General features: G+C 72.5%; 13 protein-coding genes. 8 read left to right on the forward strand and 5 right to left on the reverse strand.

Annotation, left to right across the window (positions count from 1 at the left end):
- Positions 1–885 (forward strand): glutamate racemase (gene murI, locus ACFVHI_RS17960; protein WP_380340372.1); only part of this gene is annotated, 885 nt, incomplete at its 5' end.
- Here murI and ACFVHI_RS17965 read toward each other — a convergent pair.
- Positions 794–1,579, reverse strand: a complete 786-nt coding sequence (locus ACFVHI_RS17965) for an alpha/beta hydrolase (protein ID WP_063352177.1) — start codon at positions 1,577–1,579, stop codon at positions 794–796. The two genes, murI and ACFVHI_RS17965, sit on opposite strands and share 92 nt — an antisense overlap.
- Positions 1,580–1,874: 295 nt before the next feature.
- Here ACFVHI_RS17965 and ACFVHI_RS17970 point away from each other — a divergent pair, with 295 nt between their 5' ends.
- The 3 genes from ACFVHI_RS17970 (at position 1,875) to ACFVHI_RS17980 (ending at position 4,663) form a co-directional block, all read left to right on the forward strand.
- On the forward strand, positions 1,875–2,897 hold the full coding sequence (locus ACFVHI_RS17970; RefSeq protein WP_107453141.1) for a LuxR family transcriptional regulator: 1,023 nt from the start codon (positions 1,875–1,877) through the stop codon (positions 2,895–2,897).
- Positions 2,898–3,049: 152 nt separating this feature from the next.
- A complete protein-coding gene (locus ACFVHI_RS17975) occupies positions 3,050–3,475 on the forward strand; it encodes a VOC family protein (protein ID WP_380340376.1) in 426 nt (141 codons plus the stop codon).
- A gap of 255 nt (positions 3,476–3,730) precedes the next feature.
- Positions 3,731–4,663: a glycosyl hydrolase family 18 protein gene (locus ACFVHI_RS17980; protein WP_063352174.1), complete on the forward strand. Its 933-nt coding sequence runs from the start codon at positions 3,731–3,733 to the stop codon at positions 4,661–4,663.
- Here ACFVHI_RS17980 and ACFVHI_RS17985 read toward each other — a convergent pair.
- Positions 4,630–5,301, reverse strand: a complete 672-nt coding sequence (locus tag ACFVHI_RS17985) for a TetR/AcrR family transcriptional regulator (protein WP_380340379.1) — start codon at positions 5,299–5,301, stop codon at positions 4,630–4,632. The genes ACFVHI_RS17980 and ACFVHI_RS17985 overlap by 34 nt on opposite strands.
- A gap of 63 nt (positions 5,302–5,364) precedes the next feature.
- On the opposite strand from ACFVHI_RS17985, the gene ACFVHI_RS17990 reads away from it, so the two are divergent.
- Positions 5,365–5,853 carry an SRPBCC family protein gene (locus ACFVHI_RS17990; protein ID WP_380340382.1) on the forward strand — a complete coding sequence of 163 codons (489 nt, stop codon included), beginning with the start codon at positions 5,365–5,367 and terminating at the stop codon, positions 5,851–5,853.
- A gap of 111 nt (positions 5,854–5,964) precedes the next feature.
- On the opposite strand, the gene ACFVHI_RS17995 is transcribed toward ACFVHI_RS17990, so the two are convergent.
- On the reverse strand, positions 5,965–7,464 hold the full coding sequence (locus ACFVHI_RS17995) for an alpha/beta hydrolase family protein (RefSeq protein WP_380340425.1): 1,500 nt from the start codon (positions 7,462–7,464) through the stop codon (positions 5,965–5,967).
- 271 nt (positions 7,465–7,735) lie between these two features.
- Here ACFVHI_RS17995 and ACFVHI_RS18000 point away from each other — a divergent pair, with 271 nt between their 5' ends.
- The 3 genes from ACFVHI_RS18000 (at position 7,736) to ACFVHI_RS18010 (ending at position 10,750) form a co-directional block, all read left to right on the forward strand.
- Positions 7,736–9,031: a sensor histidine kinase gene (locus tag ACFVHI_RS18000; RefSeq protein ID WP_380340385.1), complete on the forward strand. Its 1,296-nt coding sequence runs from the start codon at positions 7,736–7,738 to the stop codon at positions 9,029–9,031.
- On the forward strand, positions 9,028–9,690 hold the full coding sequence (locus ACFVHI_RS18005; RefSeq protein WP_380340388.1) for a response regulator: 663 nt from the start codon (positions 9,028–9,030) through the stop codon (positions 9,688–9,690). Before ACFVHI_RS18000 ends, ACFVHI_RS18005 begins: the two co-directional genes overlap by 4 nt.
- Before the next feature lie 142 nt (positions 9,691–9,832).
- A complete protein-coding gene (locus tag ACFVHI_RS18010) occupies positions 9,833–10,750 on the forward strand; it encodes a phosphatase PAP2 family protein (protein ID WP_380340391.1) in 918 nt (305 codons plus the stop codon).
- Between the two features lie 174 nt (positions 10,751–10,924).
- Here the strand turns inward: ACFVHI_RS18010 and ACFVHI_RS18015 are convergent, their stop codons facing one another.
- Positions 10,925–11,191 (reverse strand): hypothetical protein, encoded by a 267-nt coding sequence (locus ACFVHI_RS18015; RefSeq protein ID WP_380340394.1) that lies wholly within the window; start codon positions 11,189–11,191, stop codon positions 10,925–10,927.
- Positions 11,188–17,421 (reverse strand): DNRLRE domain-containing protein, encoded by a 6,234-nt coding sequence (locus tag ACFVHI_RS18020; protein ID WP_380340397.1) that lies wholly within the window; start codon positions 17,419–17,421, stop codon positions 11,188–11,190. The genes ACFVHI_RS18015 and ACFVHI_RS18020 overlap by 4 nt, the downstream gene beginning before the upstream one ends.
- Between the last annotated feature and the right edge of the window lie 169 nt (positions 17,422–17,590).

Here is a 17,590-nt window from a genome sequence, read left to right on the forward strand (position 1 = left end):
GCCCAGACCACCGGCGAACGCCCCCGGTTCCGGTTCGACGCCCAGGACGACGGCTCCGGCGAGGAGCAGAGCAGCGACCGCGTCATGGTGCCGGGGCCGGACGCCCAGATCGGCATCTTCGACTCCGGGTTCGGCGGACTGACGGTGGCCCGGGCCGTCCTCGACCGGCTGCCGTGGGAGTCGATCGTCTACCTGGCGGACAGCGCCCGCTCCCCCTACGGACCGCGGAGCATCGCCGAGGTGCGCTCGTATGCCCTGGAGTGCCTCGACCAACTGGTGGCCCTGGGCGTCAAGATGCTGGTCATCGCCTGCAACTCGGCGAGTTCGGCGATGCTGCGCGACGCCCGCGAGCGCTACGACGTGCCGGTTATCGAGGTGATCTGCCCGAGCGTGCGGGAGGCAGCGGCCGTGACGCGGAGCGGGCGGGTCGGTGTGATCTGCACCGCGGCCACGAAGACGTCCATGTCGTACGAGGACGCCTTCGCGGCCGCGCCGCACGTCCGGCTGACGGTGCAGTCCTGCCCCCGGTTCGTCGACTTCGTGGAACGCGGAGTCGTCGCGGGCCCGGGCCTGGCCGCCGCCGCCCGCGAGTACCTGGCGGTGCCGAAGGCGGCCGGGGTCGACACCCTTGTCCTCGGGTGCACCCACTACCCACTGCTGGCGGAGGTGATCGCGGACGAGATGGGCGAGGGGGTGTCGCTCATCTCCAGCGCGGAGGAGTCCGCCAAGGACGTCGCCTGGCAGCTCGGGAAGCTGGGCCTGGCCCGTGCGCGGTCCGCGCCGCGGCACGTCTTCATGACGACCGGAGACCCCCGCCAGTTCCAGCGGATCGGACGTCGCTTCCTGGGCCCGGTACTGACGGACGTGGCCGCAGCAGTGCGCTGACGAGGCGCTGCCGGTCCTCCGGGTGGTCGGCCAGCCAGGCCCCGAGCCGGTGGTCGGCCCCCGCGAGGCGCAGCTCGGAGAAGTCGGCCTTCGCGGCCAGCGACGTGCGGACCAGGTCGGTGACGCCGGGCGGGATGACGGCGTCCTGCTCCGGGACCACCAGCAGGGCCCGGCCGTTGAACCGCGCGAAGGTGCCGGGCGCGGAGCTGGTCCGCCAGCTGCCGGGCCTGCGGATCAGTTCGGTGAACCCGGAGCCGAAGGGCACGTCCCAGGCCTCCGCGCCGTAGATTCCGGGGGCGCAGGCGGCGAGCGCCGCCACCCGGCCGCCGTACAGCGCTACCAGGTCGGCGAGGGTCTGACCGCTCATGCTGAAGCCGACCAGGGCGAGCGGCAGGTCGGCGCCGAAGACCTCCTCGATCACGGCCGCGGCCTGGTGCCGGCGCCGGCGGAGGCTGAGGTCGCGCAGTTCGCCGGTGCTCTCCCCGTGGCCGGAGAAGTCCAGGGCGACGGCCGGGTACCCGAGTGCGGCGAAGTCCTCGGCGAGCGGCAGGTTGCGCTCCTTGCTGCCGTTGCCCGCGCCGTGCATGACGACAACGCCGATGCGGTCTGCGACGGTGCCGGGCCCCGGGTCCACCGTGTACACGCTCAGCTGCTCGCCGTCGATCGGGTGAACGGTCTTGCGTACGACGCCCATGACGCCCCTTCGGACAGGGAGTTGACTTTTGGTCAGCAGAAAAATGTCACACTGCAATCGTGCGCCACCAGTATACTGACCGGACGTACGGGGGTTCGTGGCACGGCTGTTGACGAAAGGGCCGGAGCAAACCGGGCACGGGGAGGAAGGCAGCCGGCCGGTGGCGGGGGTTTGTTGCACGTGACCCGTGTTCCCGCTCCGGGCCCGCCGGAGCCGTCCGGCCCGTTCCGCTCCGCTCCCCTTCGATCCGTCGTGTCCTCCCACCCCCGGCCTCGACTCGACGGAAGGTGAGGGGATGGATTCCTTACTCAGGGAACGCACCCGGCCCGGTCTCCGACCGGTGCAGTTGACGCTGACGGAGCTGGCTTCGTACCGGCGCATCGTGAACGACGGGCCCATGCGCCCGGAGGAGCTGTCCTCCGGGGAGGGCCGGGCGGCATCTGCCTCCACGGTGGAGCGACTCGTCAAGGCGGGCCTGGTCCGTCGGCTGGCGGCCGGCCGACTGGCCGCCGTCGACCCGGCGCACGTCTCCGACCGGCTCCTCGAGGGCTGGGAGGAGCGTCTGCAGGGCGCCCAATCGGACCTGATGGTCGCCCGGGAGCAGCTCGCCGAACTGGGCCTCATCTACGCGGCCCGGCAGAGCGGCTTCCAGGGGCCTCAGTTCGAGCGGATCGAATCGGCGGACAAGGCGCTCCGCACGGTGGAGCGGTACGCGGGCGAGAGCCGCCACGAGGTCCTGGCCGCGCTGCCCGGAGGGCCCCGCCCGGCCGCCGAACTGCCCGGATCCCGCAACTGGGAGGGCGAGTTACTCCACCGCGGCGTGCGGCTGCGGACCCTCTACCAGCACGCGGCCCGATTCCACCCCCCGACGGTGGCCTACGCCGAGGAGGTCGCCGGAATGGGCGCGGAGGTCAGGACGGTGACCGGGAGCCTGGCCTGGTTCCTGGTCTTCGACCGGAAGGCGTTCCTGGTGCCGCTGCGCGAGGTGCCCGGCGGTGCCCTGATCGTGCGCAACGAGGACCTCGTGGCCTTGGCGGTGGAGATGTTCAACCGCTTCTGGACGGCGGGCGAGCCCATCGGGAAGCCCCGGGAGAAGGCCTTCATCCAGGGCCTGACCAACCAGACGCAGCGCTCCATCCTGCAACACCTCGTCGACGGCGCCGACGACCGTGCCACGGCCCGGGCCCTGGGTATCTCGGTGCGGACGTGCCAGCGGCACGTCTCGGAGATCATGCGGGAGCTCGGGGCCACCAGCCGCCTCCAGCTGGGCTACCTGCTGCGGAAGAACAGCCTGCTGGAGAGCGGGGACGAGGGTTGAGGGGCTCCTCCGGCGGCGCGCCCGGACCAGGCCGGGTGCCACCGGAGGTCCGCTGCGCCGTCGCCGGATCGGCTGGCCGAGGTTCCGGCCTCCCGTCAGCATGCTTATTCCTGACGGGAGATGAGCAAGAGACCCCCTGTTATGGTGCGCTTATGTCATTGATCAAGAAGTTTCAAGTCACCTTCGACTGCGCGGAACCCCGGCGCGTCGCCCGCTTCTGGTGCGAGGTGCTGGGGTACGAATCGCCGTCGCCGAAGGGGTTCGCCACCTGGGACGAGTACGACCGCTCCCAGCCTGCTGAGGACCGGGGTTCGTGGTCAGCCTGCATCGACCCCTCAGGGGTGGGCCCGCGACTGTTCTTCCAGCGCGTTCCCGAGGGCAAGGTCGTCAAGAACCGGGTGCACCTCGACGTGCGGGTCGGCACCGGGCTCGTGGGCGAAGAGCGCCTCGCCACGCTCGAAGCCGAGTGCACCCGGCTGCTCGCGCTCGGCGCGGTACGCGTCCAACTGCTCTACGACGGCCACGATTCGTGCATCGTGATGCAGGACATCGAGGGCAACGAGTTCTGCGTCGACTGAGCCTGCCCCGAACCGGCGAGGCGGGGAGCCCGTCGGGCCGAGCGCGACACCGACCTCGCCGGCCTCGACCCGGCGGGCCGGGCAGATGGGCCGACCCGGCGGGCCGGGCCGATGCGCGGCGGCGGTGGTACGGGGCTGGCGGAGTGGAATTCCGGGACGCGTGGTGGGAATGCGTACGACCCTCCCGGGCGGGGCGGCACGCTTCCTGGTGACCCACAGCAGGGCTGTGGCCGAGCACTCAGGAGGAACCCGCCCATGAGCAGTCACGGACACCCGGACGGGGTGCGAGGCACCTCTCCCGCGGCGAAGGCGTCGGCGAGCCGTCACGTCGTCGCGTTCTACCAGACCGGCACGACCACGGGCGACCCCGGCAGCCAGTACGTCTCCCCGGTGCCCCTGATCGGCCACGCGGACGTGGTGGAGGTGGCCGCGTTCCACCTCAACGATCCCGCCCAGTACCCGATCCTCACCCTGAACGACGACCCGCCCTCCGCGGCCAAGTACGTCCCGATGTGGCGTGACATCGCCTCGGTGCAGGCGAAGGGCGTCAAGGTCACCGCGCTCCTCGGCGGCGCCGCGCAGGGGACGTACGGGCTGCTCGACAAGGACTTCGGCACGTACTACCCGCCCGTCCGCGACGCCCTCAGGACGTACCGGCTGGACGGCATCGACCTCGACGTCGAGGAGGCGTTCCACGAGGCGACCGCCGAGAGGCTCATCCGGCAACTGCGCTCCGACTTCGGGCCGGACTTCCTGATCACCCTTGCCCCGGGGCCCGGCGAGCTCACCATGCCCGAGGGCGGCAACCTCCCCTTCCTCGACTACCGCACGCTCGAGAAGCAGGTCGGCCCGCTGATCCGCTGGTACAACACCCAGTTCTACTGCGGCAACGGCAGCCTCGCCGACACCGCGGACTACGACGCGGTCATCCGGAACCAGTTCCCCGCGTCCAAGGTCGTCGCCGCCGGCATCACCAACGACAACCTGGACTGCGAGGGCTACGTCGACATGCCGGTCCTCCAGCGGACGCTGCGCGCTCTCGCCGACAAGTACCCGGACTTCGCCGGTGCCGCGGGCTGGGAATACGCGCTCTCCCGCAACGTCGACGGCCCCAACTGCCCCACCGGCCCTGCCAGCTGGTACTGCGCCGTCCGTCAGGCGCTCGCCGCCCCGGCGGCCAAGGCCTGACGGTGTAGCTCCGCGGAGGTCTCCGGCTCCGTGGCATCCGACCGCGGAGCCTCCACGCCGGCCAGCAGGGCCGTCGTGCATTCCTCGGTGAGGTCTTCCGCGTGCGGTGGCAGCGGCTGTCCGGCGCGCAGATGGCGGCGGACCACGGACAGCGGCAGGTCGATCAGGGCCAGGGTGATGCGCTCGTGGTCCTGGGGGCCCGCCGCGCCGAGGGTTTCGGCGAGGGAGCCGATGGAGTCGAGCACGCGTTGGTTGCCGAGGTCCGCGCGCTCCTTGTGTTCCTCGGACCAGCCGGCGCGGCCGAACTCCTCGGCGCCGTAGAGGAGGAGCGAGGCTTCCTGCGGGTGGGCGCGGCTCCAGGAGATGACGTGCCGGGCGACCGCGCGGGCGGCCGGGTGGGGGTCGGGGGCGCTGCCGAGTGCGGCGAAGTGCCCCTCCTGGAAGCGCTCCACGGTCCGCAGCCACACCTCGGCGAGCAGGGCCGTACGGCCGGGGAAGCGGTGGTACATGGACCCGCTCGGCGCGCCGATCGCCTGGGCGACGGCGGACATGGTCACGCCGGCCGGCCCGGCGGAGGCGGCCAGCCGGACGGCGGCGTCGAGGATCTGGTCGGTGTCGAATCGGGGTGGTCTCGCCATGAATCAGAGGGTACCCTCCAGATTATTAGAGGCTGGTCTCTAATAATCTGAAGGGGAGGACGCATGGGCGTCTACAACGTGCACGAGCGCCTGCTGGCCGCCAAGGCGAGCGAGGTGGGCGCGCTCGTCGACAGCCTGTCGGGCGGCTCGGCGGACCGACTCTGGGCGCACGCGAACTGGCCCGCGATGGAGTTCGACCGCCCACTGGCGGTCGGCGCGACCGGCGGCCACGGCCCGGTCCGCTACACGGTCACCGCGTACGTGCCCGGGGTCTGGATCCGCTTCACCTTCAGCGGGCCGCGCGGATTCCACGGCTTCCACGAGTTCACGGTGCTGCCCGTCGACGAAGAACGCACCCTGCTGCGGCACACCCTCGCGATGAAGGCCGGCGGCCTGGAGCGCCTGACCTGGCCGGCGGCCTGGCGCCCGATGCACGACGCCTGCCTGGAGGACGGCCTGGACCGCGCCGAGCTCGCCTGCACGGGCACGGTGGCCCGCCCGGCCCGCTGGACCCCGTACGTACGCCTGCTCCGCGCGTTCGCACACAGGTGAACAACGACACGGGGCCGCCTGCCGGCGGTTTCGAGCGCGGCCCTCCGGCCGATGATCTCGTCTGATCTCGCCGTCCTCGTCCGGCAGGCGTACGTGCCCCGGAACAGCTGGTCAGCGGCTGCTGTCCGGGCGGTGGACGCTGAGGCTGCCGTAGGCCGGCAGAACGCCGGCCAGGTCGCCGGGCTTGTCCCGCAACGTGCCGTCCAGGAAGGCGAGGGTGGCCGCGGCGACGACGCGCGGGCTCTCGGCGCGGCCCAGGGAGCCGACGATCGAGGGCACGGGCGGCAGATACAGGGGGCCGTCCATGAACGTGAGATGTGCGGCGCCGGGGATGGTGAGCCGATAGCTCGTCGCGGTGCTGGACTTGAGCGCCTCGGTGAGGCGGGGCAGGTAGCGCGGGTCGGTTGCCGGGGTGACGGCCTGGGTGAGCGCGAGCGTCGGCTGGTCGAGGGCGGGGGAGGTGGGGCCGTGGGGGAAGCCGTCCAGATCGATGACGGCGTGGAAGCGGCGGTCCTGCCGGGCTGCCTGGATGGCGGCGGCACCACCCATGGAGTGTCCGGCCACCGCGACCCGGCCGGTGTCCAGGTGTCCGCTCAGCGGGTCGGCGGTCTCACCCCGGTCCAGACCGTCCAGCTGGGTGAGGACGAAGCCGAGGTCGGCGGCCCGAATCGCTGTCCAGTCGGCCGCCAGTTTCTCGTCCTGGTCCGGGTCGCCGGTGGAGGTGGTCTCGGTGGTGATCGTCCGGCCGTCGGAGAGGACGACGGCGGCGGAGTCGTACGGGTGGTCGAGGGCGGCGACCACGTAGCCGTGGCTGGCCAGTTCCTCCGCCCAGGCAGTGTTCTGGGTGCGCACTCCGCCCGACCCGGGGGAGAACAGGACGACGGGGAACCGCCCCCGCCCGCCGTCCACCGGGGCGTCGAAGACCGCGTGGGTGTGGGCGCGCGGAACACCGTCGACCAGGAAACCCGGCAGGCCGACCTGGCGGGCGAGGGCGTCGGAGACGGTGCGGGCCTCGTGCTCCGTGCGTCCGAGGTACTGGGCCCGCTGCGCGCCGGCGGGGCTCTTCTGCGCGGGGTACCAGAGCTGGACCACGACCGTGCGCCGGTCGTCCGGATCGGCGGTGAAGGTCTCGGGGCGGTGCGGGTCGGTCCACTGGACCACGCGGGTGCCCACCGCGAAGTCGCCTGACGGGGTGGGGAACTCGGGTACGGGAAGGGCCCAGGCGGCCACCGGGCCGGTGGCGATCAGGCCGACGCAGGCCACCGATCCCGGCAGCGCCAGCCACCAGCGGGCCCGCCACGCGGGCCGGCCGGGACGGCGTCGCAGCGGTCGCAGCAGGGGGGAGAAGGCGAACGGCAACGCGAAGGCAGCGCCCGCCAGGACCGGCAGCATCTGCCAGCGGATCCCCGCCACGCTCAGCAGGATCGCGGACAGTACGAGAACCGCCCCCGCCGCGATCGTGACGCGTGGGCGGGCGGAGGGGGCAAGCCAGCGCGCCACCACCAGTGCGACGGCGCCCAGCAGGACAAGGATTTCCAGGGGGGACATGTACAGCCCCGTGATGATCTCGGTCACCAGGCCATATTCGGCGCCGGGTATGCGCTGCCACATCGATCCCGGGTCGCCGTCGTGTGCCACCGGGGTCGCAATCCGTGGCACGTCCCGGTGCGACCGGAGTGGCAATCGAGCACGCCGGATCGGCGGCCGCCCTACGACCACGGGAGGTAGTGGGACTCCTCCTGCGGTCGTACCTAGGCACGGTGCCATCAGACGGTGGACGCATGTGCTCCCTGGGGCCCGCGCCCTACCGTGACAGGGCCGCCTGCACGCGGTGGCGGCCCCGGTCGGGGCCACCATGACGCCGAATCGACAGGGACGTGTGATGACCGAGGCGGCCGCGGAACCCGGCGATGCCTACCGGGACCGGGTGCGGGCGTTGACGCGGGTGCGGTGGGCGAGGACGGCCTCACGGCTGACGAGATACGTCGACCTGGCCTCCGCACGAGCGGCGCGACTGGTGACAGCCGCCGGGCGCCGGTGCTCCCGGCTGCCGCCCATGGTGTGGGACTCGCTGCTGCCGACGCTTCTCCTGCTCAACATCATCACCACCCACGCGCCGCACGAGCTGCCGGTGGCCGTCGCCCTCACCGCCGCCCTCGCGCTGCCCCTGCTGTGGCGGCGCCGGGCCCCGCTCACGGTGTTCGGCGCCGTGGCAGCCGCGGCCTTCGTCCAGTGGCTGACAGACGTCCAACTCCCGGCGGACGTCTGCCTGTTGGTGGCCCTCTACACGGCAGCCGCGCACTCGGGCCGGCGCGGCACACTCGTCGCCGGTGCCGTCGTGGAGGCAGGGGCCCTGCTGGCCTGCCTGCGCTGGGCGACGGAAGGCGCATTCCTGACCCCCTTCGTCGCGGTCACCGCGACGGTCGTCGCCGCCGCCGTCCTGGGTGTGAACGTGCGGACCACGCGCGCCTACCTCGCGGCCGTGGAGGAACGGGCCGCACGCCTGGAGCAGCAACAGGAACAGCAGGCGCGACTGGCCGTCGCCGAGGAGAGGACACGTATCACCCGGGAGATGCACGACATCGTCACCCACAACCTGTCCGTCATGGTCGCGCTCACCGACGCCGCCGTCTACGCGCAGCACCGGTCGCCCGACAAGGCCACCACCGCGATGCTCCAGATCTCCGAGACGGGCCGGCAGGCCCTGACCGACATGCGGCGCTCGCTGGGCATCCTGCGGACCGACGAACCGGACGCGGAACGCCACCCGCTACCCGGCATCGCCCAACTGGAGGCCCTCGCCGACCAGATGTGCGCCGCCGGGCTGCCGACCCGCATCGAGGTCCAGGGCGGCCACACCCACATACCCGCCACCGCACAACTGACCGTCTACCGCCTGGTACAGGAAGCCTTGACCAACACCCTCAAACACACACCCGCCGGCACACGCGCGAAGGTCCGGATACGGTGCTCGACCGGGACCGTCACCGTGGACGTCACCGACAGCGGCCCCCGCCCGGCACCTCCCGGTGCCACACCGTCCGGCCACGGCATCCCCGGCATGCGCGAACGCTCGGCCGCCTACGGGGGGACGTTGCGGGCCGGACCGCTTCCGGGCGGCGGCTGGGGAGTTCACACCCGCCTCCTCCTCGACAGCAGCGGAGCGGCGTCCGCATGACGATCCGCATCCTGATCGCCGACGACGAAGCGCTGCTCCGGATGGCCTTCAGCACGGTCCTGGAGGCCCAGCCCGACATGGCACCGGTCGGCGAAGCCGCGGACGGCGCCCAGGCCATCCGCCTCGCCCGGGAGCTGCGCCCCGATGTCGTCCTCATGGACGTCCGGATGCCCGGGATCGACGGGATCGAGGCGACCCGGCAGGTCATCCGGACCTCCCCGCAGAGCAGAGTGCTGATCCTCACCACCTTCGACCTGGATGAATACGCCTTCGCCGGACTCAGCGCCGGAGCCTCGGGCTTCCTGCTGAAGAACACCAGGCCCGAGGAACTGCTCACCGCGATACGCAGCGTCGCCGCGGGCGACGCGGTGGTGTCCCCGCGGGTCACCCGCCGCCTGCTGGAGCACCTGCGCCCGCACATCCCCGACGGCAGCAGCGCCGACCCCGACGATCGGCTGGGCCGACTCAGCGCCCGTGAACGCGAGGTGCTCGTCCAGGTGGGCTGCGGCCTGTCCAACACCGAGATCGCGGCCGTCCTGTACCTCGCGGAGGCGACCGTGAAGTCCCACCTGGGGCGAATCCTGCACAAGCTCGAACTCCGCGACCGGATACAGGCGGTGGTCTTCGCCTACGAGAGCCGCCTCGTCCACCCCGCATGACGCCGCCGAGCGCCTCGCCGCCGCCCGCCCCGGGTCCGGTGTCGGGACGGGAACCGTGACGTCGTCATCGGCGTCCCCGTTCAAACCAAGTCGTCTACGACCAGGGCTCGCGGCTCCCTGAGTTCCGAGCAGAAAGACAGTGATGACTCAGCAAGATCACCAGGCCCTGCCCGCACCCGGGCCGGACGCCTCCGGTCGGGCCCCGGGAACCACGGCCGGAGGGGGACCTTCGCGGTCGATACGGCCGTGGCTGCCGGCCTTGCTGTGCGCCCTGGGGTTCCTGGCGGTCTACCTGCTCGCCGTCTGGACCCCGTTCGGGCAGCGGGGGGAGAACTCCCTGATGAACGGGAACGGCGGCGAACCGGCGTGGATCTACGACTGGTCGGGGTCGGCCTTCGACTCGGCGGCCATGCCCCCGCTGGAGTTCACCGCCCTGCCCACCCTGGTCGTGGGGATGGCCGTGATCGTGGTCGTCGCCCTGGTGCGGCGGTGCTGGTGGCAGGGCTGCGCGGCGATCGGGGTCGTCCTGGGCACGTTCGGGGGCACCGAGGTGTGCAGCAAGATGGTCCTGCCCCGCCCCGACCTGGTGAACGCGCCCGCCATGCTCACCGAGGTGAGCTTCCCCAGTGGGCACGCGGCCGTCCCCATCGGGCTGGTCCTCGGCGCCGCCCTCGTCGCCTCCCCGCGCCTGCGCCCCTACGTCACCGCGGTCGGCATGCTGTGGCTCACCGTCACCGCCGGTGCCGTGCAGGCGCTCTACCACCACCGGCCCAGCGACGTGCTGGGGGCCGCGCTGCTGGGCTGCGCCTGTTACGGCCTCGCGCTCTGGCTGCTGCCGGCCTCCGCCGCACCGGGCGTCGCGCGCAGCCCCCGGGCTCTGACGGCCGTCGCCCTCGTCCTGTCGGCGGCCGCCGCGCTCGCCGCCGGCGCGCGGGACGACTCCGTCACGGGACCGCTGATCTTCGCGGCGGCGGCCTTCCTGTGCGCGGTCCTGGTCTGGTGCACCGTGGTGGCGGGACCTGCCCGCATCGCGCGTCGAACGCGGCCGGCCGTGGGCTGACCGCCCGGCGCGTTGTCCGGCCGAAGGCCGAGGCCGTTGGCCTCGGCCTTCGGCATTGGCGACCCCGTCTGCCTCGTGACCATCGGTGTGCTCCGCTGGCACGGAACGAGCACGCAACAGGCCGACCCGCCGGTGGCGCCGGCGGGTCGGCCTGTTGCAGGGGTGTGCGTCGGGTTACCGCCGGCTGGTCCGCGCCCGTCGGCGGCGGGCCACGAGGGTGGCCGTGGCGCGCAGGGCCAGGCCGATCACCGGTGCGAGGAGCAGGGTGCACCAGGTGCGGGTGGTGGCATCGGCGGTGAGGCGGTCGGAGAGCAGGTAGGCGGCGAGGAAGGACGGGGCGAGCCAGGCCCCGTTGGTCGCGGCGAGGCGTAGCGGGCTCGCCCGGCGCGCTGCCGGTTCCTCCGCCGACTCCGCCGAATTCTCCGACTCCGTGGATGTCACACGAACCTCCTGACCACGCCGATCACCTTGTCGACGATCCGCTGGGAGACGCCGCGGTCGAAGACGAACCCCGCGAGGCAGCCGGCGACGGCCCAGACGATGCGCTGCTTCCAGCCGCCGCTCCCGAACAGTACACCGGCGCAGGCGCCGCCGGCGCAGTTGCCGATGTGGAGCGCCCAGGGTGCCAGGAAGGGGATCCAGGCGGCCACGGCCGCGGTGACGGACAGTTGGACGGCGCGGGAGACGGCGGCCTTGAGCGCGGCCTTCAGCCAGCCGGGCATCCGGCCGTTGAGGTCGGTGCAGTTGACCGGGTCGGCGTTGCAGTAGTCGTAGGCGTTGGCGCTGGCTCCCTGGACCGGGTCGGGGGAGAGGAAGCGGCCGGTGGCCGGGTTGTAGAGGCGCGCTCCCATGAGGGTGAGGGCGCTCGGGGTCTCGTCGGAGCGCTGCTTGTCGCCGAGCCAGGCGTAGCGGGTGCCGGGCTGGCCGGTGCGCGGCTGGCCGTACTCGTCGTAGTCGAGGACGGTGGGTGCGACGGCGGTGTCCAGGGGCAGCCGCAGGGTGATGTCGCCGTGCAGGTTGGCGAGTTGCAGGATGGTGCCGCCGGTCTTCGCGGTGGTGGCGGCGAGGGTGCCGGCGGGGCCGGTGACGTTGCGGGTCAGGGTGCCCGCGGTGTCCTCGGTGATCCAGCGGGGGCTGTCGGTGTCGGAGCCGTAGTGGTTGGTCCGCAGTCCGGTCTGGGCCCAGGTGCCGGTGGTGTTGGTCTCGGTGGTCCAGGCGCGGAAGCGCTGGGCCGAGTCGAGGGTCCAGCTCTGCCGGTTGGTGCCGCTGGTCTGCTGCTGCACCAGGTCGGTGGTGTAGTACGCGAGGGTGCTGCCGGGCAGTGCGGTGGTGCGGCCGAACGCGTCGTAGGTGTAGCCGGGGTTCACCAGGCGGTCGGCGGTGTCGTAGGTGCTGGTCTGGGTGGTGCCTGCGGTGGTGGTGCAGGTCTGGCCGCGGGCGGCGTCGGCGGTGGCCAGCGCGGTGCGGTTGGTGTTGCGGTCGAAGGTGTAGGTGCGGGTGGTGCAGACGGCGTCGGTCGAGGTGTCCTGGACCTGGAGGAGCCGGCCGGCCCGGTCGTAGGCGTAGGTCTGGGCCGCGGTGATGCCGGGGGTGCCGGTGTGGGTGGCCCGCTGGCCGTGGATGGTCTCGGTGATGCCGTCGGAGACCAGCACGAGGCCGTCGCTGTCGCGGGTGTAGGTGCGGCTGGTGGTGGTGCCGGCCGGGTCCTTGTCGTCGGTCCGGGTGTAGCCGCCGGGCAGGCCCTGGGTGAGCGGCGTGCCGTCGGCGTCGTAGCGGGCGGTGAGGGTGCCGGCGACGGAGTCCGTCACCGAGGTCGCCAGGCCGCGCGGGTCGACGGCGGTGTCGTAGGTGTAGGTGGTGGTGGAGGGGGAGGTGTCGGTGACCTTGGTGGGGCGGTTGAGGGCGTCGTACTCCGTGGTGGTGACGGCGCCGTCGGCGTCGGTGTAGGAGGTCAGGCGGCCGAGTTCGTCGTAGCCCTTGGTGATCGTGCCGCCGGTGGCGGACGTTTGGCGGGTGACGGCGCCGGTGCCCGGGTGGTAGGTGGTGGTGGCGGCGGGGGCCGGGGTGCCGAGGCCGTCGGTGACGGTGACGGTGGTGGGGCGCCCCGCCGTATCGGTGTCGGTCACGGTGGTGCGGGTGACGCCGTTGGCCGTCTCGGTGGTGCGGGTGGCCTGGCCGAACTGCCCGTACTGGGTTGTCCTGGTGGGCAGTTGTGCGGGGTTGGCGCCGCCGCCGGTGATGGCCGCGGCGGGCCCGGTCTGGCAGACGAGGTCGGCCCACTCGGGGCGGTTGCCGCAGGTGCCGGTGCCGTCGGCGGTGTAGTAGCTGGTCCAGCCAGCCGCCGCGTCGGAGCCGGTGGAGGCCGGCTGCCGGGTCGAGACGACCCGGCCCTGGCCGTCGTAGCCGGTGGTGGTGGTCAGGGCGAGGCCGCCGCTGTCCTTGATCTGCGCGGTGGGCACGCCGAGCGCCCAGTTGTAGGTGGTGCGGTCCTGGCGGGCGTCGACCAGCAGGTCGGGCCAGGCGCGGAGCCGGGCGCCGGTGGCGGTGAGGGTGATCTGGTTCTTGATCTTGGCGGTGCCGTCGGTCGGCCGGGCCTCGTCGTAGGTCTTCACGGTGTGCTGGCGGGCGGGCAGTTGGGTGCCGGCCTTCGCCAGGACCGTCGCACCGGAGGTGGCGTCGGCGGCGAGGGTGATGCGGTGGAGCGGGTCGTAGACGTCGGTCTCCTGCTGGCCGTCCGCGCTGTAGGCGCTGCTGCTCGACAGGAGCCGGGCGCGTTCGGCGGAGGGCAGGGTGTCGATGCCGAGGTCGGCCAGTTCGGCCTTGGCCGCGGTGGTGGCGCCGAGGGCGAGCTCGCGGTTGCCCGCGGTCAGGCTGCGGACCTGGTGGCCCTGGTTGTCGTACTCGGTGGTGGTGACGTGGTGGCCCGGGGTGGCCTGGTTGACCTGGCGGCCGGAGGCGTTCAGGTAGGTGACGCTCGCCCTGGTGTAGTCGCCGGCGCCGAGGTCGGTGCCGTTGTTGGAGGCGGGGGCCTGGTCCGGCGGGAACACCGCGGTGGCGTCGGTCGGCAGGTCGCTCTGGCCCCACGCGGAGGCGGCGGGCGCGGAGAGGTCCTCCGGGGCCTTCGCGCCGGAGAGCGGGACGCCGTAGACGACGGTGGTGGTGGCGGTGCCGTTCACGGTGCTCGTGGTGCCGGGGGCGAGGGTGTCGTGCCAGGTCTTCGTCAGCATGCCGGGGCCCGCGGCCGGGTTGGCGCTGACGGCGCCGTACGCCAGCGAGGTGGCGCGGGTGCCGCTGAGCTGGACGGAGGAGAGCAGGCCGTCGTCGGCGCCCTGGGTGTAGTAGGCGTACTGGTTCTGGCTGCTCTGGCCGAGCCGCGGGTCCCAGGTCTGGCGCAGCCGCCCGGCCGAGTCGTAGCGGTAGACGGCGACGTCGGTGGCGGTGGCCGCGGCGGCCCCGGGCGCGGTGCTCCAGAGCCTGATCGCGCTGACCTGCCCGGCGACGTCACCGAACTCGGTGCCGGTGGTGGCGCCGGTGGCGGTGGTCGCGGTGGCGTAGACGAACTGCAGGACGCGGCAGCCCTTGGCGGCGACGTTCGCCGCGCACACCGCCGGGGTGGCCGCGGAGGTCGGCGCGATGACGAGCTTCGGCCGGGCCAGAGTCTTGCCGCCGACCACGGTCGTCTCCGACACCACGCTGGTGGTGGTGTTGGCCAGCCCGCCCTGCAGTGTGGAGGTCACCGTCCAGGTGGCGGCGGCCGGATCGGCCTTGGCGAAGGTGGTGACGGTGCCCTCGGTGCCGGAGAGCGTGAAGTCGGCGCCGAAGGAGCCGCTCAGGGTGAGGTCCTCGCTGCCCGGCTCGGGCGTCCAGCCGTTGCCGGCCGCGTTCGAGGTGAAGGAGACGGCGGAGCCGTCGGCGGCCATCACGCTGAGCGAGGTGCCGGAGGTCCTGCGGATCTCCGTGTACTCCGAGGCGGACAGGCTCGACGACACGCTGGACACCCAGTTGGGGCCGAAGACCGCCGCCTGGCCGTCCTGGCCGGCGGCGGCCCGCGGGTCACGCGAGGAGTGCGTGCGGCCGACCGTCATGCCGAACAGCGACACGTCGGTGGCCGGGACCCTGAGGTCGCCGGTGAGCAGGTTCAGTGCACCCGGGCCGACGTTCTCCGTCGCCGCGCCGTCGGCCTTGCGGTCGACGACGACCCGCACCGGCTCGGAGGAGACGGCGGCGGCGCCCGGCCCGGTGAAGTCCGCGCGGAGCTGGACGGTGCCGTCCGGGGTCACCGTGGAGGTGGCGTTCCAGGTGAGTGCCGGGCTCTTGCCCGCGGCGAGGGGCACGGGCCAGGCCGCCAGTGCGGCACCGCCGTTGGTGATGTCGCCGGCGGGGATCCGCGTCCAGGCGTCGGCGTCGGAGCGCCGCCAGGAGAAGGCCACCTGGTCGTAGCGGGCGGCGTCGGCCTCGGCGGTGAGCGGCAGGCGCGCCGCGGTGCGGGTGCCGTCGTTCGGCGAGGTGACACCGCCCGCGCCGACCTGGAAGGTGTGGGTGCGGGCCTCGGACTTGTTCTCCGCCCGGTCCACCGCCCGCACCTGAAGGGTGTTGGTGCCGGCCTTGGCCGGGGTCACGGTGAAGGTCACCGGCGCGGCGGAGCCGTTCGTCGCGACCGTGGTCCAGGTCGCGCCGTCGAGCGTCCACTCCAGGGCGTTCTGGTCACCGGCCGGCGGGGTCGCGGTGAAGGAACCGGCCTGGCCGGGGCCCTTGACCCACTGGCCCGACGGGTAGTCGGCGGAGGAGAGCGCGGCGGGCGCCGAGGGGGCGGAGGTGTCGACCGTGAAGGTGGCCCACGCCGACCAGTTGTTGTTGTAGTGCAGCCCGTCGTACGGGGAGGTGCGGAACTTGTACGTCCTGCCGTTGGCCAGCACACCGGCCGGGACCTTGACGGAGGCCGGGGCCCCGCTCGGCACGTACGGGGAGACCAGGACGTTGCCCACCTGGGTGTCGGTGGCGGTGTCGAAGATCTGGAAGGTGCCGTCGACCTTGTCGTTGTTCGGGTCGACGAAGGTGTCGCGCAGCGTCGGGGTGGTGGAGTTGACCCACCAGGTGCCGGCGGTGTCCTTGTAGAACGGCGAGCCGGCCTGCTGGTCCGTCCCGGTCCGGGGGCGGTAGTTGTACGTCACCGTCAGCTTCGGGACGTTGGTCGCGGCGTTGGCGGAGTTCACCTCCTTCCAGTACTTGGTGTTGGCCTCGTCCGGGGCGCGCAGCCCCATGCCCGAGGTGGTGTTCTTCGCCGACGTCCAGGTCTGCACCAGGTTGGTGACGTCCGCGGTGATCCAGCCGTCGCCTCCGCAGGCGTCCCGGCCCTTGGTCTCGGTGCCGGTGGCCTTCTTGGCGTTCCAGGAGGGCTGCGCCGTCCAGCGCGAGGCGGTCGAGGCGAGGCCGGTGTCCCAGATGTCCCACGCGTAGGGCTGGCAGTCGCTGTTGCCGGAGTGGAAGTTGTACAGCGACAGGCTGGCGTTGGTGATCAGCGCGTCCGCGATCGGCGCGGTGTTCCAGTTGATGAACGACCGGGCCTGGCGGGAGGAGCCGTCCGCGTTCTTGGTGCCGGAGTTGCCCCAGTAGATCTCGGTGTCGGCCGACCAGTCGACCGTCTCGCCCTGCTGCACCCGGGTGTCGAAGACGTTGCCGAGGGCCGTGGTGGAGGGGTCGACCGTCACCGGGTACTGCGTCTTCGGGTCCGCGAGGAACGCGGCGTCCGGCGTGAACACCAGGTCGATGCCGTCGCCGCGCTGAACGACCTTCAGACCGACCTTCGCCTGCCGGGCGTGCTCACCGGAGCCCTCGGCGGCGGCCGTCGCGTCCCACATCACCGGCGCCGGGAGCACGGCCCGCCGCTCGCCGGTGCGCCTGTCGGTGAACAGCACGCCGCCGTCCGGCTGGACCTCGGCCTTCAGACCGTCGGCCTTCAGCGGCATCGTGTACGAGAACCCGGCGGCGCTCGGGCGCTGCTTGAGCACCGTGTACTGCTCGAAGCCGGTCCGGGTGGCCTCCACGACCAGGTCGGCCGCGCCGTCCGCGATCGCGTCCCGGTAGGTGGCCTTCGTGCCGTCCAGGGCGGGCTTGGGCAGGCCGCCCCGCCACTGGAGCTCGACCTGCTGGTCGCCCTGCCCGAGGGTCACCAGGGTGCGGGCGTCGTCCGGGGCCGCGGCCTGCGCCTGGAGCAGCGACTTCGCCCGGGTGCCGCCGGCACCGGCGAGCCGCAGCGCGTTCGGGTGGGCCTTCGGCGCCACCGACCCGTCCGCGCCCGCCTGGAGGCCGAGGTCGACGTCCACCCACTGGCCGTCACGTTGGAAGCGGACCGGGCCCGCGAACAGCTCGGTGGTGAGCGAACCGTCCTTGTTCACCCATGTCGTGGACGTCTCCGTACGCTCGGAGAGCGCCTCCACCCGCTGCCCGGACAGCCGGGCCGCGACCCTCGCCGACGGCACGTCGGCGGCGGACGTGGCCCACTGCCCGGCGCCCTTGCCCGCCTTCGCCGCCGCCGCGCTCGGGGACGCGCTCGGCGATGCGGCGAGGGCCGTCTCGGACCCGGCCAGCAGCGACACCGCCACGGCGAAGGCCAGCGACCCGCTCACCGCCCGCATGCCAACAGGCCTGCCGAGTCTGCGTCGTGTGGTCATCCGTCTGTTCATATCGACTCCTTGAAACACCGTCGCTCGACGGCGCTCTCGGAGCATAGGAGTGGGCGGCAAGATCAAAGATGGGGTCAAATGACGCCAAAGGATCATCAAATAATGATCTTGTTTCGACAAGGTTCACATGATCGTGATCACGGCGTAGGCAACCGCG

This window comes from Kitasatospora sp. NPDC127121, from assembly GCF_042677305.1.
Taxonomy (GTDB): Bacteria; Actinomycetota; Actinomycetes; order Streptomycetales; family Streptomycetaceae; genus Kitasatospora.

What these genes read in the sequence shown, in the direction of transcription:
- ACFVHI_RS17990 (WP_380340382.1), top strand. Translation starts at nt 5,365, where the DNA reads ATGGGCGTCTACAACGTGCACGAGCGCCTGCTGGCCGCCAAGGCGAGC.
- ACFVHI_RS18020 (WP_380340397.1), bottom strand. Translation starts at nt 17,421, where the DNA reads ATGACCACACGACGCAGACTCGGCAGGCCTGTTGGCATGCGGGCGGTG.
- ACFVHI_RS18005 (WP_380340388.1), top strand. Translation starts at nt 9,028, where the DNA reads ATGACGATCCGCATCCTGATCGCCGACGACGAAGCGCTGCTCCGGATG.
- ACFVHI_RS17995 (WP_380340425.1), bottom strand. Translation starts at nt 7,464, where the DNA reads ATGTGGCAGCGCATACCCGGCGCCGAATATGGCCTGGTGACCGAGATC.
- ACFVHI_RS17965 (WP_063352177.1), bottom strand. Translation starts at nt 1,579, where the DNA reads ATGGGCGTCGTACGCAAGACCGTTCACCCGATCGACGGCGAGCAGCTG.
- ACFVHI_RS17980 (WP_063352174.1), top strand. Translation starts at nt 3,731, where the DNA reads ATGAGCAGTCACGGACACCCGGACGGGGTGCGAGGCACCTCTCCCGCG.
- ACFVHI_RS18000 (WP_380340385.1), top strand. Translation starts at nt 7,736, where the DNA reads ATGACCGAGGCGGCCGCGGAACCCGGCGATGCCTACCGGGACCGGGTG.
- ACFVHI_RS17975 (WP_380340376.1), top strand. Translation starts at nt 3,050, where the DNA reads ATGTCATTGATCAAGAAGTTTCAAGTCACCTTCGACTGCGCGGAACCC.
- ACFVHI_RS17970 (WP_107453141.1), top strand. Translation starts at nt 1,875, where the DNA reads ATGGATTCCTTACTCAGGGAACGCACCCGGCCCGGTCTCCGACCGGTG.
- ACFVHI_RS18010 (WP_380340391.1), top strand. Translation starts at nt 9,833, where the DNA reads ATGACTCAGCAAGATCACCAGGCCCTGCCCGCACCCGGGCCGGACGCC.
- ACFVHI_RS17985 (WP_380340379.1), bottom strand. Translation starts at nt 5,301, where the DNA reads ATGGCGAGACCACCCCGATTCGACACCGACCAGATCCTCGACGCCGCC.